General features: G+C 64.0%; 24 protein-coding genes. 13 read left to right on the top strand and 11 right to left on the bottom strand.

Going from position 1 to position 21,642, the window contains the following annotated elements; all coding sequences use genetic code 11:
* Positions 1-77 precede the first annotated feature (77 nt).
* The 6 genes from P9272_RS26495 to P9272_RS26470 all read right to left on the bottom strand — a co-directional run bounded on the left by P9272_RS26495 (position 78) and on the right by P9272_RS26470 (position 5,826).
* A complete protein-coding gene (locus P9272_RS26495) occupies positions 78-497 on the bottom strand; it encodes a VOC family protein (protein WP_128258581.1) in 420 nt (139 codons plus the stop codon).
* 152 nt (positions 498-649) lie between these two features.
* Complete coding sequence (locus P9272_RS26490; protein ID WP_278162813.1) at positions 650-1,975, bottom strand: folylpolyglutamate synthase/dihydrofolate synthase family protein; 1,326 nt, start codon at positions 1,973-1,975, stop codon at positions 650-652.
* Positions 1,976-2,112: 137 nt separating this feature from the next.
* Complete coding sequence (accD, locus tag P9272_RS26485; protein WP_128258583.1) at positions 2,113-3,039, bottom strand: acetyl-CoA carboxylase, carboxyltransferase subunit beta; 927 nt, start codon at positions 3,037-3,039, stop codon at positions 2,113-2,115.
* Between the two features lie 39 nt (positions 3,040-3,078).
* Positions 3,079-3,918, bottom strand: coding sequence for a tryptophan synthase subunit alpha (gene trpA, locus P9272_RS26480; protein WP_278162812.1), 840 nt, complete (start codon positions 3,916-3,918; stop codon positions 3,079-3,081).
* A 2-nt stretch (positions 3,919-3,920) separates the two neighbouring features.
* Entirely contained in the window at positions 3,921-5,141 is a 1,221-nt protein-coding gene (trpB, locus tag P9272_RS26475; protein ID WP_278162811.1) for a tryptophan synthase subunit beta, read from the bottom strand.
* Positions 5,142-5,166: 25 nt separating this feature from the next.
* Positions 5,167-5,826 carry a phosphoribosylanthranilate isomerase gene (locus P9272_RS26470; protein ID WP_278162823.1) on the bottom strand — a complete coding sequence of 220 codons (660 nt, stop codon included), beginning with the start codon at positions 5,824-5,826 and terminating at the stop codon, positions 5,167-5,169.
* Between the two features lie 110 nt (positions 5,827-5,936).
* Here P9272_RS26470 and P9272_RS26465 point away from each other — a divergent pair, with 110 nt between their 5' ends.
* Positions 5,937-6,152 carry a hypothetical protein gene (locus P9272_RS26465; protein ID WP_128258586.1) on the top strand — a complete coding sequence of 72 codons (216 nt, stop codon included), beginning with the start codon at positions 5,937-5,939 and terminating at the stop codon, positions 6,150-6,152.
* Between the two features lie 228 nt (positions 6,153-6,380).
* Here the strand turns inward: P9272_RS26465 and P9272_RS26460 are convergent, their stop codons facing one another.
* The 4 genes from P9272_RS26460 to P9272_RS26445 all read right to left on the bottom strand — a co-directional run bounded on the left by P9272_RS26460 (position 6,381) and on the right by P9272_RS26445 (position 9,771).
* The gene (locus P9272_RS26460) at positions 6,381-7,139 is read right to left on the bottom strand and encodes a M48 family metallopeptidase (protein WP_278162810.1); all 759 of its coding nucleotides are present in this window, start codon (positions 7,137-7,139) and stop codon (positions 6,381-6,383) included.
* Positions 7,140-7,260: 121 nt separating this feature from the next.
* Positions 7,261-7,740: a DUF2852 domain-containing protein gene (locus tag P9272_RS26455; RefSeq protein ID WP_128258588.1), complete on the bottom strand. Its 480-nt coding sequence runs from the start codon at positions 7,738-7,740 to the stop codon at positions 7,261-7,263.
* 115 nt (positions 7,741-7,855) lie between these two features.
* A complete protein-coding gene (locus P9272_RS26450) occupies positions 7,856-8,998 on the bottom strand; it encodes a benzoate/H(+) symporter BenE family transporter (RefSeq protein WP_128258589.1) in 1,143 nt (380 codons plus the stop codon).
* Between the two features lie 2 nt (positions 8,999-9,000).
* A complete protein-coding gene (locus tag P9272_RS26445) occupies positions 9,001-9,771 on the bottom strand; it encodes an alpha/beta hydrolase (protein ID WP_278162809.1) in 771 nt (256 codons plus the stop codon).
* Positions 9,772-9,985: 214 nt separating this feature from the next.
* Between P9272_RS26445 and infC the strand changes: the two genes are divergently transcribed.
* The 8 genes from infC to P9272_RS26405 all read left to right on the top strand — a co-directional run bounded on the left by infC (position 9,986) and on the right by P9272_RS26405 (position 16,920).
* Positions 9,986-10,522, top strand: coding sequence for a translation initiation factor IF-3 (gene infC, locus P9272_RS26440; RefSeq protein WP_128258708.1), 537 nt, complete (start codon positions 9,986-9,988; stop codon positions 10,520-10,522).
* Positions 10,523-10,725: 203 nt separating this feature from the next.
* On the top strand, positions 10,726-11,373 hold the full coding sequence (locus P9272_RS26435) for an isoprenylcysteine carboxylmethyltransferase family protein (protein WP_128258591.1): 648 nt from the start codon (positions 10,726-10,728) through the stop codon (positions 11,371-11,373).
* A gap of 182 nt (positions 11,374-11,555) precedes the next feature.
* Positions 11,556-11,759 carry a 50S ribosomal protein L35 gene (rpmI, locus tag P9272_RS26430; RefSeq protein ID WP_027166935.1) on the top strand — a complete coding sequence of 68 codons (204 nt, stop codon included), beginning with the start codon at positions 11,556-11,558 and terminating at the stop codon, positions 11,757-11,759.
* A 37-nt stretch (positions 11,760-11,796) separates the two neighbouring features.
* On the top strand, positions 11,797-12,198 hold the full coding sequence (gene rplT / locus P9272_RS26425) for a 50S ribosomal protein L20 (RefSeq protein ID WP_071100686.1): 402 nt from the start codon (positions 11,797-11,799) through the stop codon (positions 12,196-12,198).
* A gap of 107 nt (positions 12,199-12,305) precedes the next feature.
* Positions 12,306-13,439 (top strand): phenylalanine--tRNA ligase subunit alpha, encoded by a 1,134-nt coding sequence (gene pheS / locus P9272_RS26420; protein WP_128258592.1) that lies wholly within the window; start codon positions 12,306-12,308, stop codon positions 13,437-13,439.
* Positions 13,436-13,873, top strand: coding sequence for a GFA family protein (locus tag P9272_RS26415; RefSeq protein ID WP_278162808.1), 438 nt, complete (start codon positions 13,436-13,438; stop codon positions 13,871-13,873). The genes pheS and P9272_RS26415 overlap by 4 nt, the downstream gene beginning before the upstream one ends.
* Complete coding sequence (gene pheT / locus P9272_RS26410) at positions 13,870-16,278, top strand: phenylalanine--tRNA ligase subunit beta (protein ID WP_278162807.1); 2,409 nt, start codon at positions 13,870-13,872, stop codon at positions 16,276-16,278. The genes P9272_RS26415 and pheT overlap by 4 nt, the downstream gene beginning before the upstream one ends.
* Positions 16,279-16,317: 39 nt before the next feature.
* The gene (locus P9272_RS26405) at positions 16,318-16,920 is read left to right on the top strand and encodes a nucleotidyltransferase family protein (protein ID WP_278162806.1); all 603 of its coding nucleotides are present in this window, start codon (positions 16,318-16,320) and stop codon (positions 16,918-16,920) included.
* Between the two features lie 68 nt (positions 16,921-16,988).
* Here the strand turns inward: P9272_RS26405 and P9272_RS26400 are convergent, their stop codons facing one another.
* A complete protein-coding gene (locus tag P9272_RS26400) occupies positions 16,989-17,984 on the bottom strand; it encodes an aldo/keto reductase (protein WP_278162805.1) in 996 nt (331 codons plus the stop codon).
* A gap of 96 nt (positions 17,985-18,080) precedes the next feature.
* Here P9272_RS26400 and P9272_RS26395 point away from each other — a divergent pair, with 96 nt between their 5' ends.
* The 4 genes from P9272_RS26395 to P9272_RS26380 all read left to right on the top strand — a co-directional run bounded on the left by P9272_RS26395 (position 18,081) and on the right by P9272_RS26380 (position 21,633).
* Positions 18,081-18,971 carry a LysR family transcriptional regulator gene (locus tag P9272_RS26395; RefSeq protein ID WP_278162804.1) on the top strand — a complete coding sequence of 297 codons (891 nt, stop codon included), beginning with the start codon at positions 18,081-18,083 and terminating at the stop codon, positions 18,969-18,971.
* A 93-nt stretch (positions 18,972-19,064) separates the two neighbouring features.
* Positions 19,065-19,634, top strand: coding sequence for a cytochrome b (locus P9272_RS26390; protein ID WP_278162802.1), 570 nt, complete (start codon positions 19,065-19,067; stop codon positions 19,632-19,634).
* A 61-nt stretch (positions 19,635-19,695) separates the two neighbouring features.
* Entirely contained in the window at positions 19,696-20,271 is a 576-nt protein-coding gene (locus tag P9272_RS26385) for a YceI family protein (protein ID WP_278162800.1), read from the top strand.
* 375 nt (positions 20,272-20,646) lie between these two features.
* The gene (locus P9272_RS26380; RefSeq protein WP_278162799.1) at positions 20,647-21,633 is read left to right on the top strand and encodes a Gfo/Idh/MocA family oxidoreductase; all 987 of its coding nucleotides are present in this window, start codon (positions 20,647-20,649) and stop codon (positions 21,631-21,633) included.
* Positions 21,634-21,642: the final 9 nt, after the last annotated feature.

The raw sequence follows: 21,642 nt of genomic DNA, 5'->3' as shown, positions 1-21,642 counted from the left end.
CAAACCGATCCGCCAAATGCCGCGTTAGCGGCTTCGTTCAATCCCTTCCGATTCAATAAAGCTAGGAAACGCTCTAGTCACCAGTCGGCGACGCGATCGCCGCCGGTGAACTGCGCGCTTTTTGCGGTATATTCGAACAGCTCGATCCTCACGCCGTTGGGATCGGCGGTCCAGGCTTGGTAAGTGTCGTCGCAGGCAAGCTTCTTCGGGGTGACCTCGATGCCTTTCGACCTGATATGGGCGATGGCCGCGTCGATGTCTTCCACCTCCAGGCAGAAATGGTTGATCTGGTTACGGTCGCTGTAGCTGGCCTCGTTCTTTTCAAAGACCTCGACATGGCTGCGGCCGCCGCAGTCGAGATAGAAGCCGAAAATCCTGCCGTCGCGCAGGAAATTGAACCTTGTGTCCATGCCGAGCACGTCGCGATAGAAGCCGCGCGTCGCCTCCAGGTCATGCGCGAAGATGCAGACATGGGCGAGCTGCTTCACCTTGATCATGGCCGGTTCCTTTCGGCCCCCGCCGAATCCGCAGCGCTATCGTGATCTCAACTCAGGCATTTCACCGCTTCATGGAAATGGCGAAATGTCCTATCCCTTTGTTTTGGCGCAATTTCAGACGGAAAACTGCTTCACACTTTTCCTGAAATTGCTCAGGTCGGCGGCGTGCCGTTCTCGGCCAGAACGGCGCCGGCGAAATAGAGCGAGCCGCCGATGAGAATGCGTGGCGCCGGACCATCCCAGCTGTCGCGCAGCAGCATCAGGGCGCTGGCGACGGAGCTGACAGGCTCGGCCGACAGGCCCGCCTCTTCGGCACGAAGGGCCAGCTCGTCGTTCGGCACGCCGGCATCGCTGTTGGTCACCGGCACGGTGTAGACATGGCGGGCGAGGCCCTTGAAAGCGCTGAAATAGCCGGTCTGGTCCTTGGTGTTGATCATGCCGGAGATCAGCACCAGCGGCCTCGGATTCTTCTCCTCCTGCTCGGCCAGCGCTTCGGCGATGACGATGCCGGCGCCCGGATTGTGACCGCCGTCCAGCCAGATGTCGGCCCCTTTCGGCGCAAGGTCCACCAGCTTCCCCTGCGTCAGCTTCTGCATGCGTGCCGGCCAGGCGACATGGGTCATCGCCCGCTCGGCGGCGCGATGGCCGATCTCGAAACCGGCCGCCTTGACGGCAGCGATCGCTGCCGCGGCGTTGGCGTATTGATGGCGCCCGGGCAGGCGCGGCAAGGGCAGATCCATCAGCCCGTCCTCGTCCTGGTAAACCATGCGGCCGTTTTCCTCGAAGGCAAGGAAATCCTGGCCATAGACCACGGTCGGGCAATCCAGCCGCTCGGCCGTCTCGATCAGCACCTGAAGCGCGGTGTCGCTTTCCTGGGCGCCGATCACCACCGGACAGCCGCGCTTCATTATGCCGGCTTTTTCAGCGGCGATCAGCTCGACGCGGTCGCCGAGATAGGCTTCGTGGTCCATCGAGATCGGCATGATCACCGAAACCGCCGGTCGCTTGATGACATTGGTTGCGTCAAAGCGGCCGCCGAGGCCGACCTCGATGATCGCCGCCTCAGCCGGATGCTCCGAGAACAGAATGAAGGTGACGGCGGTGAGTATCTCGAAGACGGTGATCTCCTGGCCTTGATTGGCTTCGGCGACGCGTGCGATGGCCTCGGCGAAAACCTCGTCGTCGACGAGCTTGCCGCCACCCTCGGCCGCCAGCCGGTAGCGCTCATGCCAGTGCACCAGGTGCGGCGAGGTGTGGACGTGGACGAGATGGCCGGCCGCCTCCAGCAGCGCGCGCGAGAAGGCGGCGCAGGAGCCTTTGCCGTTGGTGCCGGCGATGTGGATGACCGGCGGCAGCCGGTCCTGCGGATTGCCGAGGCGTTCGAGAAGCCGGGTGACCCGGTCCAGCGAAAGGTCGAAGCCTTTCGGATGCAGCGTCATCAGATGTTCGATTTCGCGATCGGCGGAAAGCGTTGTCATGATGGAATCCTAGCGCATGCTACCGAAACCGGGAATCGGTTTCGATACGGCCGTGCGCAAATCAGAGGCTACAGCACACGACGGGCAGCGCAAATCGCGGTTCGCGGCGAACGATGTCGCGTCGGACCGATACAGTATCAGGCTTGCGGCCTAGCCTCGGCGTTGACCACCGCCGGCGGCAGGATCTCCGGCTCCAACGGCTTCTCGGCTTGCGGAGTCTTGAGCAGCATCTTCAGGAGCCGCGCAATGGTCTGGCGCATTTCGAGGCGCGAGACGACCATGTCGACCATGCCGTGTTCCATCAGATATTCAGCGCGCTGAAAACCGTCGGGCAGCTTTTCGCGAATGGTCTGCTCGATGACGCGTGGGCCGGCAAAGCCGATGAGCGCGCCGGGCTCAGCTATATGGACATCGCCCAGCATGGCGTAGGAGGCGGTGACACCGCCGGTGGTGGGGTTGGTCAGCACGACGATATAGGGCAGGCCTGCCTCCTTCAGCCGGTCGACGCCGACCGTGGTGCGCGGCAACTGCATCAGCGACAGGATGCCTTCCTGCATGCGGGCGCCGCCGGAAGCGGCGAACAGGATCAGCGGCCGCCTGCGCTGCAGCGCGACCTCGAAAGCATGCACGATGGCTTCGCCGGCGGCCATGCCGAGCGATCCGCCCATGAAGGCGAAATCCTGCACGGTGACGATGACCGGCAGCCCGTCGATGGTGCCGGCACCGTTGAGGATCGCATCCTCGAGGCTGGTCTTGGCCTTGGCCTCCTTCAGGCGATCGGTGTAACGCTTCTCGTCGCGGAACTTCAGCGGGTCCTGGACGACCTTGGGATTTTCCAGCACCTCGTATTTGCCGTCGTCGAAGAAGTATTTCAGCCGCTCCTTGGCCGAGATCTTCATGTGGTGCCCGGAGGCCGGGATGACGAACTGATTGGATTCGAGATCCTTGTGGAAGATCATCTCGCCGGTCTCGGGATCCTTGATCCAGAGGTTTTCCGGCATGTCGGTGCGCCGGCCGAGCATCGAATTGATCTTCGGACGGACGTAATTGGTGATCCAGTTCATGGCTTCAGCTCCCTGTCCTGGAAGGTAGACGTAGTAAGACTATTCGGCGGCAGCAAGGCGGGCGGAACGGACGCCTTGGGCAAGCCCGCTGACCAAAGTGGCTACGGCCTCCGCCGGATCGGCAGTCTTCTCGCCCTTCGGCCCAAGCACATTGGCGATCGCGTTGACGATCGCCGTGCCGACGACGACGCCATCGGCCGAGGCGCCGATGACGCGCGCCTGCTCGGCGGTCTTGACGCCAAACCCGACGCAGACCGGCAGCGCGGTGTGGCTCTTGATGCGCGTGACCGCGGCCGAGACCTTGGCCGTGTCGGCCAGCGCCGAGCCGGTGATGCCGGTCATCGAGACGTAATAGACGAAGCCGGAGGTGTTTTCCAAAACCTTTGGCAGGCGCTTGTCGTCGGTGGTCGGCGTCGCCAGGCGGATGAAGTTGACGCCGGCCTTCAGCGCCGGGATGCACAGCTCTTCATCCATTTCCGGCGGCAGGTCGACGACGATCAGGCCGTCGATGCCGCTTGCCTTGGCGTCGGCGAGGAAGCGGTCGACGCCGTAGATGTAGATCGGATTGTAATAGCCCATCAGCACGATCGGCGTCTCGTCGTCGCCAGCGCGAAACTCGGACGCCATTTTAAGCGTCCTGGCCAGGGTCTGGCCGCCCTTGAGCGCCCGAAGACCCGCCGCCTGGATGGCCGGGCCGTCGGCCATCGGATCGGAGAAGGGCATGCCGAGCTCGATGATGTCGGAGCCTGAGGCAGGCAGCGCCTTCATGACCGACAGCGAGGTATCGTAGTCGGGGTCGCCGCCCATGATGTAGGTTACGAGAGCCGGGCGGCCGTCGGCTTTGAGCTTCGCCATGCGGCGATCGATGCGGGTGGTCATTGTCAGATCTCCATGCCCAGCATCTTTGCCACCGTATGCACGTCCTTGTCGCCGCGGCCGGACAAATTGACGATGACGATCTGGTCCTTGTCCATCTTCGGCACGATCTTCATCGCATGGGCGATGGCATGTGCCGATTCCAGCGCCGGGATGATGCCTTCGGCGCGGGTCGTCAACTGGAACGCCTCCAGCGCTTCGTCATCGAGGATCGGCACATATTCGACGCGGCCGGAATCGCGCAGCCAGGAATGCTCGGGGCCGACGCCCGGATAATCGAGGCCGGCCGAGATCGAGTGGCCGTCGAGGATCTGGCCGTCGGCATTTTGCAACAGATAGGTGCGGTTGCCGTGCAGCACGCCGGGCCTGCCGGCGTTCATCGAGGCGCAATGCTCGACGCCGTCGAGGCCGCGTCCGCCGGCTTCGATGCCGATGATGCGCACATCCTTGTCGTCAAGGAAGGGATGGAAGAGGCCAATGGCGTTGGAGCCGCCGCCGACGGCAGCGATGATGACGTCCGGCAGCCGACCTTCCTGTTCCAGCATCTGTGCGCGGGCCTCCGAGCCGATCACCGACTGGAAGTCGCGCACCATCTCCGGATAGGGGTGCGGACCGGCGGCGGTGCCGATCAGGTAGTAGGTATCCTCGACATTGGTGACCCAGTCGCGAAGGGCTTCGTTCATGGCGTCCTTCAGCGTGCCGTGGCCGGAGGTGACCGGCCGCACTTCGGCGCCAAGCAGCTTCATGCGGAAGACGTTCGGGCTCTGGCGGGCGACGTCGGTGGCGCCCATGTAGACGACGCAAGGATAGCCGAAGCGCGCGGCGACGGTTGCAGAGGCGACGCCGTGCTGGCCGGCGCCGGTCTCGGCGATGATGCGCTTCTTGCCCATGCGCTTGGCAAGCAGGATCTGGCCGAGGCAGTTGTTGATCTTGTGCGAGCCGGTGTGGTTGAGGTCCTCGCGCTTGAAATAGATCTTGGCGCCGCCGAGATGTTTCGTCAGACCTTCGGCGAAATAAAGCTTCGACGGCCGGCCGGCATAGTGGGTCGACAGGTTCTGCAGCTCGGCCTTGAATTCCGGATCGTTCTTGGCGTGGCTCCACTGCTCCTCGAGATCGAGGATCAGCGGCATCAGCGTCTCGGCCACGAAGCGGCCGCCGAAAATGCCGAACATGCCCTGCTCGTCGGGCCCGTTGCGGAAGGAATTGGGCATTGCCGGCTTGTTCATCGCCGATCTCCTGATTTGGTTGTGTTCAGGCGGCGCGGTCGTCGCGCGCGGCCCTGACGGCCCGGAAAAACTGCTCGATCAGCGCCGGATCCTTGACACCCGGAGCGCTTTCCACACCGGACGAAACGTCTATCCCGGGCGGGTTGGCCAGTCTCAGGGCATCGCCGATATTGGTGGCGTTGAGCCCCCCGGAAAGCATGTAATCGAGTCGGGCGTCAAGGCCGGCCAGGATGCGCCAGTCGAAGGCGACGCCATTGCCGCCCGGGAGTTGTGACCCCTTCGGCGGCTTGGCGTCGAACATGAAACGATCGGCAATTCCGACGAACGGCTTTATACGCTCGAGGTCGGCTGTCTCGCTGACGGAAAACACCTTCATGACCGGCAGGCCGTAACGCGCCTTGAGGTCGGCCACGCGCTTGGGCGTTTCCGAACCATGGAGTTGCAGCATGTCCGGCTGCATTTTCGCGACGATCTCGTCCAGGAAAGCATCATCGGCGTCGACGGTGACGGCAACCGCCAAGGCCTTGCCGCGCGCCGCTTCGCGCAGGCGCCCGGCCTCGGCGGGCTCGACATAGCGCGGGCTCTTGGGGAAGAAGATAAAGCCGACATGGCTGGCGCCGCCGGCAAGGGCGGCGGCCATCGCGGCGTCGGTCTTCAATCCGCAGATCTTGATGTCGAGCGTCATGGCGCGGGCTTGGCACGAAACGGGAAAAGAGTCGAGAAAAAGCATGCTGTTGCCGCTACGGCGGAAAACACTACCTTCATATAGGAACCACAGGCGGGAGCACGACAATCATGGCCGACCGGACCGTCGCCGAACTCAGGCAGAAGATCGCGCAGGCGCGCGAGGTGATCGCGCATCTGATAGACAAGGCCGCCTTCAACGGCGCCGAGGCGCACCGGGCGCTTGAGTATTTCGGCAGCGAGGCCTTCGACCGGGATTTTCTGCCCTGGCCGCATTCGGAGGAAGGGTTGCGGCCGGAAGAGTTGAACGCGGCGAATGACGATTGAGCGTCTAATGGGTTCAAGCGAATAGGGGAGAGGCTGGCGGGACAGCCCCCCTCTGGCCTGCCGGCCAATTCCCCCGCAAAGGGTGAGACCAGCAGCTTCGGCGCTGGAGTTCCTCCTGCAGCGCCCGAGATTGGCGAAAGCCGTGGCGACAGCCAATCTCCCCCTTTGCGGGGGTGATGGCCGGCAGGCCAGAGGGGGGTGTGAAGGAACGCGCCCTAGCCGGTTAAACTACTCAAACACAATCGCCTGCAGCGCCCCGCCGTTGCGCTTCAGCCAATCCTTGCAGCGGTCGGTGTCCGGGCAGAGTTTTTCGCACAATTTCCAGAACTTCGGGCCGTGGTTCATCTCCTTGAGATGCGCCACCTCATGCGCCACCAGATAGTTTATCACCGCCGGCGGCGCCATCATGATGCGCCAGGAGAAGGAGAGATTGCCCTCCGAGGTGCATGACCCCCAGCGGCTGGAGGTGTCCTTGTACCTTATGGCCTTGGCGCGCTTGCCGATCGCCTCGGTGTGCTTGACCACCAACCTCTCGATCTCCTTCTTGGCCTCGCGCTTGAGATGGTCGGCGATCCGGCGCGGCAGATGGATGCGCTCGCCATGAACGACCAGAAGCGGGCCGCGCTCGTCGCGCGAGACGGTGACGGTGCCGCGCCTGGAAGGCTCATGCACGATGCGGTGCGGCACGCCGCGGATCGGTATCCTGATGCCCGGGCGCACTTGCGGCCTCGTCGGGACCTTGGCCAGGCGCTGCTCCAGCCAATCCTGATGGCGGTCGAGAAATTTCTCCACCTCGCCCCGGCGCAGGCCGGGCGGCACGGTGACGCGCAGGCCCTGGCCGCCGGAATCGATGCGCAGCGTGAGCCGCCTGGCCCTGGCGCTTTCGACGATTTTCAACGGCAAAGTTCGGCCGGCGACGCAATGTTCGCGCTCCACGACAGGCGTGGGCTTTGGCTTGGTCAGATTGCGAAAGAAGCCGAGGGTCATGGCTGGACGATACGCGATTCGAAAAAAACGGCCAGTGGAGGGAAGCTACAAAGAGAACAAAAAAGAAACGGCGCCGCTAGGCGCGACGCCGTCGTACCACTCTGAGACCTGTCGCAGGATCTCAGTCGTCGAGCAGGTTCGTCCCCTTGCCGCGCTTGGAAGCGGGCTTCTCAGCCGACTCGGTCGTGGTCGGCGCGGTATGCTTGTTGCGCTGGGCCATGAAGCGGTCGAACTCGTCCTGGTCCTTGGCGCGACGCAGTTCGCGGGCGTAATCGTCGAACTCGGTCAGCATCTCGTCCAGCTTGCGGCGCTCCTCGGCCAGGCGCTCGAGCTCCTTCTCGCGCCAGTCATCGAAGGCGACGTTGCCGGTGCGGGCCGAGCCGTGGCCCCAGCGGGCCGCCTTGTCGGAGCCGCGGCGGCAGCCGGCGAAGATGCCGTCGGTCGCGCGGTTGACGTCGCGCTTGAAGCCTTCCAGCCGGTCGCCCCAGATGATGTAGGCGAGCATGGCGAAGCCGAGCGGCCAGAACACCATGAAGCCGATGACCATCAGCGCGATGGTAGCCGGCGTCCAGGCCGGACGGATCAATGCACTCGTATTCATTTCTCCCAATCCTTCCGTTGGAGACAGCCAAACCGGCTGCGTGGAATCGAAATGGGAAGGCGAAATGGGCTATTCAAGACAAATCCGGCCAAAACCGGCGAAGCTTCTGAAATGATTATCGCTTTTTGAGTTTTTCCAAGAAAAGCACTGCCATTCCGGCAACCAGCCCCCAAAATGCCGCGCCGACGCCGAAGAGCGTGAGCCCCGAAGCCGTCACGGCGAAGGTGACGGTGGCCGGCATGCGGTCGCCAGCGTCATGAAGGGCTATCGACAGCGCGTTGGCCAGCGGCGCCGTCAAGGCAAGCCCCGCGACCAGCACGATCAGGCTTTGCGGCAGGACGGCGAAGATCGCCACCAGCGAGGCGCCAAAGATGGCGAAGATGAGATAGGCGAGCGCATAGAACGGCCCGGTCTTCCACCGCTCGGCAGGATCGGGATGGACGTCGGGGCCGGTGCAGATTGCGGCCGAGATCGCCGCAAGATTGGTGGTCGCGGCGCCGAATGGCGCAGAGAGCAACGAGAACAGGCCAGTGACGCCGATCAGCGGGCCGGGTTCGGGGTGGTAGCCGGCCGCACGCAGCACCGCGAGGCCGGAAAGGTTCTGCGAGGCCATTGTGACCAGATAGAGCGGCAGGGCAAGGCCAATGGTCGCCGAAATGGTGAACTGCGGCGCAATGAACGTCAATGTCGACAGTTGCGGCACCGGCAGGCTGCCGACGCGGCCGGTGAGAAAAGCGGCAAGGCCGCCGCCGACCAGCACCACCAGCACGGAAACCGCCGGATTGAACAGGCGGATGACGAAGAAGGCGACGATCAAGGGTAGGATCAACCAGGGATCAGCGGGTATGGCCTTGACCGCATTGACGGCGAAACTGACCAGGATGCCGGCCAGCATGCCGGACGCGACCGAGGCCGGAATCTGCGCGATCAGCCGGGTCAGCGGCTTGAACAGCCCGGTGGCGACCAAGAGGACGCCGGTGACCATGAAGGCGCCCACCGCCTGCGGCATGGTGAAACCGCTGGAGGCTGCGATCAGCGCCAAGCCGGGCGTCGACCAGGCGGTGATGACCGGCATCTTCGTGCGCCAAGACAGCCACAGGCATTCGATCGTCATGGCCAGGCAGATCGCCGTCACGCCGCTCGCGGTCTCGATCTGTGTGGCGCCGACCGCCTTGGCGGCGGCGATGACGAGGGCCAGCGTGCCGCCGAAGCCGACGATCGCGGCGACGAAGGCGGATATCGGGATGGAGATGCGCATGGTCAGGCCGCCCGCCTGACCATGTCGGCGACGGCGCGCTTCAGCATGTCGAGATCCTCGGGACGGGACAGGCGATGGTCGCCGTCGGGGATCAGCGACAGCGTCACATCGTCGGCGGGAAGCATCGATGCCAGCTTCAGGGCATGGCTGGACGGCACGTCCGGATCGGCTAGGCCCTGCAATATGTGCACCGGACAGTGCGTGTCGATCGGTCCGGTCATGACCCGGTTGGCTCGGCCGTCCTCGATCAGCGCTCGGGTGTATATATAAGGCTCGTCCGAATAGTCGGACGGCTCGGCGAAAAAACCCTTCTTCGAAAGATCGCGCTTCTGTGCCTTGGTCAGCACCGGTTCGATCAACTCGAATGTGAAATCAGGCGCCGGGGCAAGCAGCACCAGACCGGCCACCCGGTCGTCGCCCGCCCGGCGCAATTCCTGCACCATGCGCAGCGCAATCCACGCCCCCATCGAGGAGCCGACCAGGACCTGCTTGCCTTTGCTGAAGCGCCGGAGGACTGCGAGGCTCTCGGCCAGCCACCTGGAGATCGTGCCTTGGGCGAATTCGCCGCCCGACTCGCCATGGCCGGAATAGTCGTGGCGCAGATAGGCGTGGCCCTCGCGAGCGGCCCAGGCGGCAAGCGTCTCCGCCTTGGTGCCCAGCATGTCGGACCTGTAGCCGCCGAGCCACACTACGCCGGGCTCCGTGCCGGAGGCCTGCCTGACGGCGATGCTCGATCCGTCCACATCGATGAAAACCGGGGCGCTGGCTGGCATGGGCTTGTCCTTTCCGCCGGTCTTTTGACACAGGCGGTGGTTCAACGAAAAGTGCTCGCGGGATTTCTTTGCTTGGTGCAGGTAAAGACGAGCGGACAGGTGATTTTCCCACGAGCCTATGCTATTGACTCCGGCCGCGCGCTCACCACATAGGCGCGTCGACCTATTCGCATCTGAAGAAACCCTGAACGAAACGGCCGAGGAGATCACGACCATTCGCAGACCTTTCAAAGCAGCGGCACCCACCAAAGACGGGCCGCGCTCCAACCGAGACATCCGGGTTCCCCGGGTCCAGCTTATCGACGCCGAAGGCCAGAACCGCGGCGATGTTTCCATCAACGACGCATTGCTGCTGGCTGAAGAGGCCGGGCTTGATCTTGTCGAGATATCCCCCAATGCTGTGCCGCCCGTCGTCAAGATCCTCGATCTCGGCAAGCTGAAATACGCCAACCAGAAGAAGGCGGCCGAAGCGCGCAAGAACCAGAAGGTCATCGAGATCAAGGAGATCAAGATGCGCCCGAACATCGACAGCCATGACTACGAGACCAAGATGAAGGCCGTGCGGCGCTTCTTCGAGGAGGGCGACAAGGTCAAGCTGACGCTGCGCTTCCGCGGCCGCGAGATGGCGCATATGGAGCTTGGCATGCAGCTTCTGGCCAAGGTGCGCGAAGAAGTGGCGACGATCGCCAAGGTCGAGGCGGAGCCGAAGCTCGAAGGCCGCCAGATGATGATGGTTCTGGCGCCGCGCTGACCGCGAAGGCGCGGCTCTCAAAGCGTTGCGTCCATCGCGGTTTCGAGAGTTGCCGGGCTCTTCATATCGCGCTCTAAAATTCGCCCGAATTGCCGGGCACGGCGTCCCGACGATCGGCGGGGCGCCTGTTTTCAATCCGATCGCGAGCAATCTCGACGATCAGGTTTTCCCGATCGCGAGCAAATCGACGGTCGGAATGGATCATGGTCGATGAAGTGAAGGTCCCGGCCGACAACCAGAAGGAAGGGTTGGGCGGCTACCAGCATATGCGCCGGATCGTGCTGGCGGTGCTGATCGTGGTGCTGTTTGCGGCGCTCTTGTTCGGCCAGTCGACGTTCCCTCCCAACACGCCGATGCACGAGTCGATCGAGATGTTCGGTGTGCTCTTGATCTTTCTCGGCATTGTCGGGCGATTGTGGTCGACGCTCTATATCGGCGGACGCAAATCCTCCGAAGTGGTCACCGGCGGGCCCTATTCGATCACCCGCAACCCGCTCTATCTGTTCTCGACGGTGGCAGCCGCCGGCGTCGGCGCGCAGATCGGCTCGTTTTCAGGCATCATTCTCTTTGCGCTGCTGTGCGCCGGCGCGTTCCACATCGTTATCCTGCGCGAGGAACGGTATCTGAAAGAAGTTCTCGGCGCCCCTTATGCGGCGTATCTCTCCAACGTGCCGCGCTTCTTCCCGAACCCCAGGCTCTACCAGGAGGGCGACACCGACGGCTTCAAGCCGCGACTGCTGTTGAACACCCTGCTTGACGGGCTGGTGTTCCTGGTGGCGCTGCCGGCCTTCGAACTGATCGACGGCATGCAGCAGTCGGGCATGCTGCCGGTGTGGTTCACGCTGCCCTGACCACGGGACAGGGCAACGCACTCGTTGAGGTGTTGCACACCGGCCGTCTTTGATCTATAGGACCGCCGTTCCAGAAAACCGCCCGGCAGGGCATGCCGTGGCGGTTTCATTTGCTTTTCGGGCTTTGGTCGGCCCGAAGCGAACATCGGCCCGATTGTGGGCCCCTACGAAAGGAAAGCAAAATGCCCAAGATGAAGACCAAATCGGCCGCCAAGAAGCGGTTCAAGATTACTGCCACCGGCAAGGTGCTGTCGGCTGCCGCCGGCAAGCGCCACGGCATGATCAAGCGTTCCAACAAGTTCATTCGCGATGCCCGCGGCACGATGGTTCTGGCTGAACCGGACGGCAAGAAGGTCATCAAGAATTTTCTGCCGAACGGCCTCTGAGCATTTCGGTCTGGACAGCGTTTAAGGAGATCATGACATGGCACGCGTAAAGAGAGGCGTCACCGCCCACGCCAAGCACAAGAAGGTCCTGAAAGCCGCCAAGGGCTTCTACGGCCGCCGCAAGAACACCATCCGCATCGCCAAGCAGGCGGTGGAGAAGTCGCTGCAGTATGCCTACCGCGACCGCAAGAACCGCAAGCGCTCGTTCCGCGCGCTGTGGATCCAGCGCATCAACGCGGCGGTGCATGAGCACGGCCTGACCTATGGCCGCTTCATCGACGGCCTCAACAAGGCCGGCATCGAGATCGACCGCAAGATCCTTTCGGACATGGCCATCCACGAGCCGCAGGCTTTCGCCGCGCTGGTCGCCAAGGCCAAGGTCGCGCTCGAATATCTGAAGAACACCACGCCGAATGCTTTTGAGAGCGCTGTCGCCTAAGCCAGCGCTTCCCAAGCATTTCTAGTACTGATTTGGGGAACCCGCGCTGGCACGGCTGGCGCGGGTTTTTCTTTTTGCCTGATCAAACCAAGATGGTGACGCACCACATGGGTGCTGTCCGCCCGAACGAAGAGAGTTTCGCCGTGAACGCCACTGCTGGAAATCTTGAAGCCCTGGAAGCTTCTTTGCTCGCCGAGATCGCGGCGGCCGCGGACGAGGCCGCGATCGAGGCGGTGCGCGTCTCGGCGCTGGGCAAGAAGGGCTCGGTCTCCGAAATGCTGAAGACGCTGGGCGCCATGAGCGCCGAGGAGCGGCAGGTGAAGGGCCCGGCGATCAACGGCCTCAAGAACCGCGTCACCGAGGCGCTCACCCAGCGCAAGGCGGAGCTGAAGGATGTGGCGATCGCCGCCCGGCTCGCCGCCGAGAAGGTCGATGTCACGCTCCCTGTGCGCCAGTCGCCGGCCGAGCGCGGCCGCATCCATCCGATCAGCCAGGTGATCGACGAGATCGCGGCGATCTTCGGCGATCTCGGCTTCTCGATCGCCGAAGGCCCGGATATCGAGACCGACCATTACAATTTCACCGCGCTCAACTTCCCGGAAGGACATCCGGCGCGCGAGATGCACGACACCTTCTTCTTCCAGCCGGACGAGAAGGGCGAGCGCAAGCTGTTGCGCACGCACACCTCTCCCGTGCAGATCCGCACCATGGAGCGGCAGAAGCCGCCGATCCGCATCGTCATCCCCGGCAAGACCTACCGGCAGGATTCCGACGCCACGCATTCGCCCATGTTCCACCAGGTCGAAGGGCTGGTGATCGACAGATCCGCGAACATCGCCAACATGAAGTGGGTGCTGGAGGAGTTCTGCAAGGCCTTCTTCGAGGTGCCGAGCGTCAAGATGCGCTTCCGCCCCTCCTTCTTCCCGTTCACCGAGCCCAGCCTCGAGGTCGACATCCAGTGCGACCGCTCACGTCCAGGCGAAGTGCGCTTCGGCGAAGGCTCCGACTGGATGGAGATCCTGGGCTGCGGCATGGTGCATCCCAACGTGCTGCGTTACGGCGGCCTCGATCCCGACGAATATCAAGGCTTTGCCTGGGGCATGGGCATCGACCGCATCGCCATGCTGAAATACGGCATGCCGGACCTGCGCGCCTTCTTCGATGCCGATGTGCGCTGGCTGTCGCATTACGGCTTCCGGCCGCTCGATCTGCCGACGCTGTTCGGGGGGCTGTCTGCATGACGGCACCTCACACCGGCGGCTGCCGTTGCGGCGCGGTGCGGTTCCAGGCCTCGGCCGAGCCGCACCACATCAGCTATTGCCATTGCGGCGACTGCCGGCGCGCCAGCGGCGCGCCGGTGTCGGCCTTTGTCGGCTTCATGGCCGACCAGGTCACGCTCGAAGGCAAATCGCTGAAGAGCTACCGCAACGGCCCGGTGGAGCGCTCCTTCTGCGGCATTTGCGGCTCGCCGATCGCCTATGTCGACCGGCGGCTCGACAACCGGATCTATTTCATGCTCGGCGCCATGGACATGCCGGCCTATTTCAAGCCGACGCTACATGCCTATGTGCGTGAGCAACTGCCCTTCCTGCACATGCCGGACGATTTGCCCAGGCATCTGAAGACAAGCGTGCCCCGACCTGAAGGGCAAGGACCGAACGGAACAGAACCATGAAATTCACCCTCTCCTGGCTCAAAGACCATCTCGAGACCGACGCCTCGCTTGCCGAGATCGTCGAGCGGCTGACCGCGATCGGCCTCGAGGTGGAACATGTCGACGACAAGGCGGGGCTGAAGCCTTTCGTCATCGCCAAAGTGCTGACGGCGGTGCAGCATCCCGACGCCGACCGGCTGCGGGTGCTCACCGTCGACACCGGCAACGGCAAGCCGCCGGTGCAGGTCGTGTGCGGCGCGCCCAATGCCCGCGCTGGCCTGATCGGCGCCTTCGCGGCGCCTGGCACCTATGTTCCGGGCATCGACGTGACGCTCTCGGTCGGCAAGATCCGCGGCGTCGAGAGCCATGGCATGATGTGCTCGGAGCGCGAGCTTCAGATCTCCGACGAGCATAACGGCATCGTCGACCTGCCCGAAGATGCGCCGGTCGGCACCAGCTTCGCGGCTTATGCGCATCTCGACGATCCCGTCATCGAGATCAATTTGACGCCGAACCGGCCGGATGCGACCAGCGTCTACGGCATTGCCCGCGACCTCGCAGCGAGCGGGCTCGGCCGGCTCACCGGCGGCGCGATCATGCCGCATGCCGGCCAGGACCTGTGCCCGGTCAAGGTCACGATCGAGGCGCCGGAGCTCTGCCCGGGCTTCGCGCTGAGGCTGGTCAAGGGCGTCAAGAACGGCCCGTCGCCGAAATGGCTGCAGCAGCGGCTGATCGCCATCGGGCTTCGGCCGATCAGCGCGCTGGTCGACATCACCAACTACGTCACCTTCGACCGCGGCCGGCCGCTGCATGTGTTCGACGCGAAGAAGGTCGCCGGCAACCTCGTGGTGCGTCGCGCCAGGGACGGCGAGAAGGTGCTGGCGCTCGACGGACGCGAATACACGCTGACGCCCGAAATGTGCGTGATCGCCGACGACAATGGCGTGGAATCGATCGCCGGCATCATGGGCGGCGAGCATTCGGGCTGCGACGAGAACACCACCGATGTGCTGATCGAATCGGCGCTCTGGGATCCGATCACCACGGCCCGCACCGGCCGCGCGCTCGGCATCATCACCGACGCGCGCTACCGCTTCGAGCGCGGCGTCGACCCTGAATTCATGGTGCCGGGCGTGGAGCTCGCAACGAAGCTGGTGCTCGATTTCTGCGGCGGCACGCCTTCTGAGATCGAGGTTGCCGGCTATGCCGGACACAAGCCGATGATCGTCTCCTTCCCGCTGCCGGAAGTGAAGCGGCTGACCGGCATCGAGGTGCCAAAAGAAGAAACCCTCGGCATCCTGACCCGTCTCGGCTTCGAGCCACAGGGCTCGGGCGACGTCCTCAAGGTGACGGTGCCCTCATGGCGGCCGGATATTGATGGCAAGGCCGATCTCGTCGAAGAGGTGATGCGCATCCACGGCGTCGACAACATCGCGCCGCAGCCGCTGACCTCGCATGACGCCGTCAACGGCAAGATCCTGACCACGCTGCAGGTGCGCACCCGCGCGGCCAAGCGGGCGCTCGCCGTACGCGGCATGATGGAAGCCGTGACCTGGTCGTTCATCCCGGCCAAGCATGCCGAACTCTTCGGCGGCGGCCAGACGGCGCTGAAGCTCGCCAATCCGATCGCCGCCGACATGTCCGACATGCGGCCTTCGCTGCTGCCCGGCCTGATCGCCGCGGCGCAGCGCAATGCCGACCGCGGCATCGGCGACGTGGCGCTGTTCGAGGTCTCCGGCACCTATGAGGGCGACTTGGCCGATCAGCAGCGGCGCGTCGCTGCGGGCGTCCGGCGCGGCACGGCCAAGCTCGAAGGTTCGGGCCGCAGCTGGGCCGGCAATGCCGGGCCCGTCGGCGTGTTCGACGCCAAGGCGGACGCGATCGCAGCACTGGAAGCCTGCGGCGCTCCGGTCGACCGGCTGCAGATCGAGCCCGGCGGCCCCGCCTGGTACCATCCCGGCCGCTCCGGCACGATCAAGCTCGGCCCCAAGACGGTGCTCGGCACGTTCGGCGAGTTCCATCCGAAGACGCTGGACGGGCTCGACGCGTCCGGCCCGATCTGCGGCTTCGAGGTTTTCGTCGACGCCGTGCCGGAGCCGAAGGCCAAGCCGACGCGCACCAAGCCGAAGCTGGAGCTGTCGCCCTTCCAGGCGGTGAAGCGCGACTTCGCCTTCGTCGTCGAAAGAACGGTCGAGGCCGGCACGCTGGTGCGGGCGGCGCTCGCCGCCGACAAGAAGCTGGTCACCGGCGTTTCGGTGTTCGACGTCTTCGAGGGCGCGTCGCTCGGCGAAGCCAAGAAGTCGATCGCCATCGAGGTGTCGATCCAGCCGGTCGAAAAGACGCTGACCGACGAGGATTTCGAGGCGCTGGCCAAGCGCATCGTCGATAATGTCAACAAGCAGACGGGCGGCGTGCTCAGAGCATAAGGGATTGCCGGAAGGTGGCGAATCGCCCTCCAAAGGGTGATGGACCACCTCCGCTACTCCGGCCTTCCCTTCGAAACGCAACGCGCGGCTTTCCTCGGCATCATCGCGGCCAACCCGCTGTTGGCCGAGACGCTGGCGCGGGTGCGGGAACTTGCCTTGCCGGATTGGCTGGTGGTTTCCGGCGCGCTCTACAACAGCGTGTGGAACTATCTCACCGGCAAGCCGCCGGGCTACGGCATCAAGGATGTCGACCTGTTCTATTTCGACGACGCCGATCTTTCCTACGAGGCCGAGGACGCGGTGATCCGTCGGGCGGCGGCGCATTTCGAAGGGCTGCCGTTGCCGGTCGAGGTGCGCAACCAGGCGCGGGTGCATCTGTGGTATCCGCAGAAGTTCGGCCGGGAATGCCCGCGCTATGCGAGTTCGAGCGAATCCGTCAGCTATTTCGCGTCGAAGACGCATGCGGTGGGAGTGCGGTACGGCAGTGACGGGACCCTGGAATTGGTGGCGCCGTTTGGGCTGGATAATATCTTTTCGTTTCGGATCACGCCGAATAGGGTGCTGGACAATCAGCGGACCCATGAGACGAAGGGGAGAAGGGCGCAGGCGTGCTGGCCGGAGATTGAGGTGGTGCCGTGGTAGAGGGTGCAGAGATAAGAAACGTCCGCGCGAGGCCCTACCTCTCAACGAAAGGCCGAAGCGCCCTTTGCTCACCCATTCACCAGCGCCAGCAATTCCTCCGTATAGCGCTTGCCGACCACCTTGTCGGGCGACAATGCATCGCCGATCGCCGCCACCTCGGCAGCACTCAGCTCAATCCCGGCCGCCGCCGTGTTCTGCTCCAGGTGCCGTATCTTCCTTGCCCCCGGGATCGGCACGATGAAATCGCCCTGATGCAGCACCCAGGCGAGCGCCAGCTGAGCCGGTGTCACGCCCTTCTCGGCCGCCAACTTCTCCAGCATCGCGATGACGGCGTTGTTAGCTTCCATCGCCTCGGCCTGGAAGCGCGGCAAGGTGAGGCGCCAGTCGCCGGCGCCGAGCGCGTCGGGCTTGGCGAGCGCGCCGGTGAGCAGGCCGCGGCCGAGCGGGCTGTAGGGCACGAAACCAATGCCAAGCTCGCGGCAGACGGCGAAGATCTCGTCCTCGGGATCGCGGCTCCACAGCGAATATTCGCTCTGCACGGCGGCGATCGAGTGCACGGCATGCGCCCGGCGCAGCGTGGCAGCGCTCACCTCCGACAAGCCTAGCGCGCGGACCTTGCCCTCGCGGACCAGTTCCGCCATGGCGCCGACCGTGTCCTCGATCGGCACATTGGGATCGACGCGGTGCTGATAGTAGAGGTCGATGACATCGGTGCCCAGCCGCTTCAGCGAGGCCTCCGCCACCGCCTTGACATGCTCGGGGCGGCTGTCGACACCGATCATGCGGTCGATGCCCGAGCCGTGCTCGGAAATCTTGAAGCCGAACTTGGTGGCGATCGTCACCTTGTCGCGCACCGGCTTCAGCGCCTTGCCGAGCAGGATTTCGTTCTCGAACGGACCATAGACTTCGGCCGTGTCGAAGAAGGTCGCGCCGATTTCGACGGCGCGGCGCAGGGTGGCGATCGATTCCGCCTCCGGCTGGCCGCCATAAGCGAAGCTCATGCCCATGCAGCCGAGGCCGACGGGAAAGACTTCGAGTTCAGTGCCTAGTTTGCGGGTTTGCATGGCGCATCTCCTTATTGCGATGGGCAGGAAATAAGGCCTTGCAGCCCGCTCGATAATCGGCTCTTCTTTGTATGGCTTGTTCTAATATGTAGATCAATGAACCGGACCAACCTCTCCCAGCTCGCCGTACTCGCCACCGTCGCCCAGTGCGCCAGCTTTCGCGGCGCGGCGCGCGAGCTCGGCATCGCGCCCTCGGCGGTCAGCCACGCGGTGTCGAGCCTGGAAGCGCGGCTGGGCGTGCGGCTTCTGGCGCGCAGCACGCGCAGCGTCGCGCCGACCGAAGAAGGGGCGCAGCTTCTCGAACGGCTGCGCCCGGCTCTGTCCGAGATCGACCTCGCTCTGGAGACGGCGGTCGAGGCGCGCGACGGGCCGGCGGGCAATCTGCGGCTCACCGTGCCGCGCACGGCCGCCCACCTGACGCTGACGCCCAGGCTCGGCGCCTTTGCCGCGGCCTATCCCGATATCGTGCTGGAGATCGTCATCGAGGATCGCTTCACCGACGTTGTCGAAGGCGGCTTCGACGCCGGCGTGCGCCTCGGCGAAAGCCTGCAGCGCGACATGATCGCGGTGCGCATCGGGCCCGACCTCCGCGGCGCGGTGGTCGCCGCGCCATCCTATTTCGCTTCCATGCCGAAGCCGCGTCATCCCCGAGATCTCGCCGACCATCGCTGCATCCGCTTCCGGTTTTCCAGCGGCATTCTTTATCGCTGGGAGTTCGAGCAGGGCGGCGAGGAAATCGAGATAGCGGTCGAAGGGCCACTGATTCTAGACGAGGACCATCTGATCGCCCAAGCGGCCATCGACGGGGCAGGCCTCGCCTTCGTCTTTGAACCTTATGCCCGCGCGCCGCTCGCCGACGGAAGGCTCATCCGCGTGCTGGAGGACTGGTGTCCTGCCTTCGACGGCTTCTTCGTCTATTATCCGAGCCGTCGCCAGATGCGGCCGGCGCTCAGAGCGTTCGTGGATTTCTTCAAGGTGAACGGGTAGCTCGTCCCCGCGAAAAGTACAATTGCATCCGGCAGCGCAGCCCGCCTTCAGGCAGAGGCGGAAGAAAGCTGCCACCGGCTTCGTTCGCCTCGCATGCGTTCCCTCACCAACACCCCCACCCGCTATGGCTGGCCGATGATCATCCTGCACTGGCTGATCGGCGTCATCTTCATCGGCCAGTTCGCGCTCGGCGTCGTCATGGTGCGCACGGCAAGCCAGCGGACATCCTTTGAGCTGATCCAGCTGCACAAATCCTTCGGCTTCCTGCTGCTGGGACTGATCATCCTGCGCATCGCCTGGCGGCTCGGCAATGCGTCGCCGGTACTGCCGGGCTCGGTGGGAACGCTGGAACGTAGGACCGCGCCGCTGGCGCATTTCGCGCTCTATGCCTTCCAGATCGCGCTGCCGCTCTCGGGCTGGGCGCTGGTGTCGGTATCGACGTTGGAAATCCCGACCATGCCCTTCGATCTGTTCGTGATGCCCAATCTTCCGCTCGCCGAATCCGACGCCGCGGAGAGCTTTTGGGCTTCCGCGCATTGGTATCTCGCCTATGCCGGCATCGCGCTGGTGGCGTTGCATATCGCGGCTGCGCTGCGCCATCATTTCCTGCTGCGCGATAGCGTGCTGACACGGATGATCACACCTTCGTCAGGCAGGGAATAGAACCGCGCCATCATTCGTTGGTGGGGCGAGAACGCAGAAAAGCTGCGGAAGGAACAAACCCATGAACGCGCGTATCCTCGGAATGGCGGCTTTTGCCGCTTGCCTTGCCGTGCCTGCCGTTGCCGCTGTGGCGCTCAGCGACGCCGCCGGCAGCTACACGATCAGCCCGTCGGGCTCCTCGATCCGCTTCACCATCGGCAAGGCCGGCGGCGGCGGTTTCGACGGCGCCTTCGGCCGCTTCAAGGGCACGATCCGCATCGACAATGGCGATGTCGGCCACTCGAAGGTCGACCTCACCATTTATCCTGAGAGCGTCGGTACCGGGCAGGGCCGCATCGACGCCTTCCTGCGTTCCGACGCGGTGTTCGACGCGGCCAACAATCCGGAAATACAGTTCCGCTCTACAAACGTGACGCGCACCGGCGACACGACGGCGGTCGTGACCGGCCGGCTGACGGCGCGCGGCAAGACGTTTCCGGAAAAATTCACCGCCGAGCTCGGCGGGCTGAAATCCGGCACGATCAAATTCCACGTCACCGGCAAGGTGCTGCGGTCACGCTACGGAATGGATGTCGGGACGCCGCTCTATTCCAACGTCGTCGATTTCGACATGACGCTGACGGGGAAGAGGGGGTAGGCGCGGCACATTTCCTCGCCCCCGGCAAAGCCGGGCTAGGCAATGAACTCATGTTCTGTGACTAACTGATCAGGCCTCGGCTTGATCGCCACGTGGTTCCCCCAATCCGTCGCTGCTTCGCAGCGCCACCTTTCCCCCCTCCGGAGGGAAAGGAAGGGAGCGTTGCTGGACGAGCGTCGACGGCAAAAAAAGCTTGGCGCCTTTCCTCTACCCCGTCGATCGGGGAGAGGTGGCTCGGCGAAGCCGAGACGGAGTGGGAGTCGACCAGCGCTACATTAGACAATGCATGCGCCAAGCTGCACGGAGCGTCTGCGATTGGCTTTTCTCCGGAATTGGGGCACACCTCCATCGATGTAACCGACATGGAGAAGCGTGATGTTCCGATGGGGTGTTCTGTCGACGGCGAAGATCGGCCGCGAGCAGCTTTTGCCGGCAATCGTGGATTCGGAGAACGGCATTCTGTCGGCGATCGCCAGCCGCGATCTGTCGAAGGCCAAGGTGGTGGGCGAGCGTTTCGGCGCCCGCCATGCCTTCGGGTCCTATGAGGAGCTGCTTGCCTCGCCGGACGTCGACGGCGTCTACATCCCGCTGCCGACCTCGCAGCATGTCGAATGGACGGCCAAGGCAATCGAGGCCGGAAAACATGTGCTGGTGGAAAAGCCTCTCGCGCTCGACGCCAAGGACATCCCGCCGCTGATCAAGCTGCGCGACCAGAAGAATGTGCTGGTCTGCGAGGCCTTCATGGTCGTGTACCATCCGCAATGGATCAAGGTGCGCGATCTCATCGCCAGCGGTGCCATCGGCCGGCTGCGGCACGTGCAGGGCGCGTTCTCCTATTACAATGTCGATCCCAATAACATGCGCAACAAGCTCGATCTCGGCGGCGGCGCGCTGCCCGATATCGGCGTCTATCCAACGGTGTCGACGCGGTTCTCGACCGGCAAGGAGCCGCTGCGCGTGCAGGCGACGATCGAGCGCGACACGACCTTCGGCACCGACATCTACTCCTCGATTCGCGCCGATTTCGGCGACTTCGAATTGTCCTTCTATCTGTCGACGCAGATGGCGGCGCGCCAGGAGATGGTGTTCCACGGCGAGAAAGGCTTCATCGAAGTCTTCGGCCCGTTCAATGCCGGGCTCTACGAGCACCATCGCATCGAGCTGCACAACCAGAACCACACCGAGGCGCAGGTGTTCCGCTTTCCCGGCACGCAGCAATACCGGCTGGAATGCGAGGCCTTTGTGCGCGCCGCCCAGGGCGGCAAGGACCGCGTCTTCACGCTGGAGGAATCGGTGCTCAACCAGAAGGTCATCGACGCCATCTTCCGCGCCGGCGAGAAGGACGGCTGGGAGACCGTCTAACGCTTCCGA

Source organism: Mesorhizobium sp. WSM4976, assembly GCF_029625685.1.
Classification (GTDB): Bacteria; Pseudomonadota; Alphaproteobacteria; order Rhizobiales; family Rhizobiaceae; genus Mesorhizobium.
The sequence above is the reverse complement of the archived record's forward strand: the minus strand, read 5'-3'. Positions and strand labels throughout refer to the sequence as shown.

Bases quoted from the DNA above. Each gene is read 5' to 3' on its own strand.
- P9272_RS26495 (WP_128258581.1), bottom strand. From the start codon at position 497: ATGATCAAGGTGAAGCAGCTCGCCCATGTCTGCATCTTCGCGCATGAC.
- P9272_RS26490 (WP_278162813.1), bottom strand. From the start codon at position 1,975: ATGACAACGCTTTCCGCCGATCGCGAAATCGAACATCTGATGACGCTG.
- accD (WP_128258583.1), bottom strand. From the start codon at position 3,039: ATGAACTGGATCACCAATTACGTCCGTCCGAAGATCAATTCGATGCTC.
- trpA (WP_278162812.1), bottom strand. From the start codon at position 3,918: ATGACCACCCGCATCGATCGCCGCATGGCGAAGCTCAAAGCCGACGGC.
- trpB (WP_278162811.1), bottom strand. From the start codon at position 5,141: ATGAACAAGCCGGCAATGCCCAATTCCTTCCGCAACGGGCCCGACGAG.
- P9272_RS26470 (WP_278162823.1), bottom strand. From the start codon at position 5,826: ATGACGCTCGACATCAAGATCTGCGGATTGAAGACCGACGCCGCGATG.
- P9272_RS26465 (WP_128258586.1), top strand. From the start codon at position 5,937: ATGGCCGACCGGACCGTCGCCGAACTCAGGCAGAAGATCGCGCAGGCG.
- P9272_RS26460 (WP_278162810.1), bottom strand. From the start codon at position 7,139: ATGACCCTCGGCTTCTTTCGCAATCTGACCAAGCCAAAGCCCACGCCT.
- P9272_RS26455 (WP_128258588.1), bottom strand. From the start codon at position 7,740: ATGAATACGAGTGCATTGATCCGTCCGGCCTGGACGCCGGCTACCATC.
- P9272_RS26450 (WP_128258589.1), bottom strand. From the start codon at position 8,998: ATGCGCATCTCCATCCCGATATCCGCCTTCGTCGCCGCGATCGTCGGC.
- P9272_RS26445 (WP_278162809.1), bottom strand. From the start codon at position 9,771: ATGCCAGCCAGCGCCCCGGTTTTCATCGATGTGGACGGATCGAGCATC.
- P9272_RS26435 (WP_128258591.1), top strand. From the start codon at position 10,726: ATGGTCGATGAAGTGAAGGTCCCGGCCGACAACCAGAAGGAAGGGTTG.
- rpmI (WP_027166935.1), top strand. From the start codon at position 11,556: ATGCCCAAGATGAAGACCAAATCGGCCGCCAAGAAGCGGTTCAAGATT.
- rplT (WP_071100686.1), top strand. From the start codon at position 11,797: ATGGCACGCGTAAAGAGAGGCGTCACCGCCCACGCCAAGCACAAGAAG.
- pheS (WP_128258592.1), top strand. From the start codon at position 12,306: ATGGGTGCTGTCCGCCCGAACGAAGAGAGTTTCGCCGTGAACGCCACT.
- P9272_RS26415 (WP_278162808.1), top strand. From the start codon at position 13,436: ATGACGGCACCTCACACCGGCGGCTGCCGTTGCGGCGCGGTGCGGTTC.
- pheT (WP_278162807.1), top strand. From the start codon at position 13,870: ATGAAATTCACCCTCTCCTGGCTCAAAGACCATCTCGAGACCGACGCC.
- P9272_RS26405 (WP_278162806.1), top strand. From the start codon at position 16,318: ATGGACCACCTCCGCTACTCCGGCCTTCCCTTCGAAACGCAACGCGCG.
- P9272_RS26400 (WP_278162805.1), bottom strand. From the start codon at position 17,984: ATGCAAACCCGCAAACTAGGCACTGAACTCGAAGTCTTTCCCGTCGGC.
- P9272_RS26395 (WP_278162804.1), top strand. From the start codon at position 18,081: ATGAACCGGACCAACCTCTCCCAGCTCGCCGTACTCGCCACCGTCGCC.
- P9272_RS26390 (WP_278162802.1), top strand. From the start codon at position 19,065: ATGCGTTCCCTCACCAACACCCCCACCCGCTATGGCTGGCCGATGATC.
- P9272_RS26385 (WP_278162800.1), top strand. From the start codon at position 19,696: ATGAACGCGCGTATCCTCGGAATGGCGGCTTTTGCCGCTTGCCTTGCC.
- P9272_RS26380 (WP_278162799.1), top strand. From the start codon at position 20,647: ATGTTCCGATGGGGTGTTCTGTCGACGGCGAAGATCGGCCGCGAGCAG.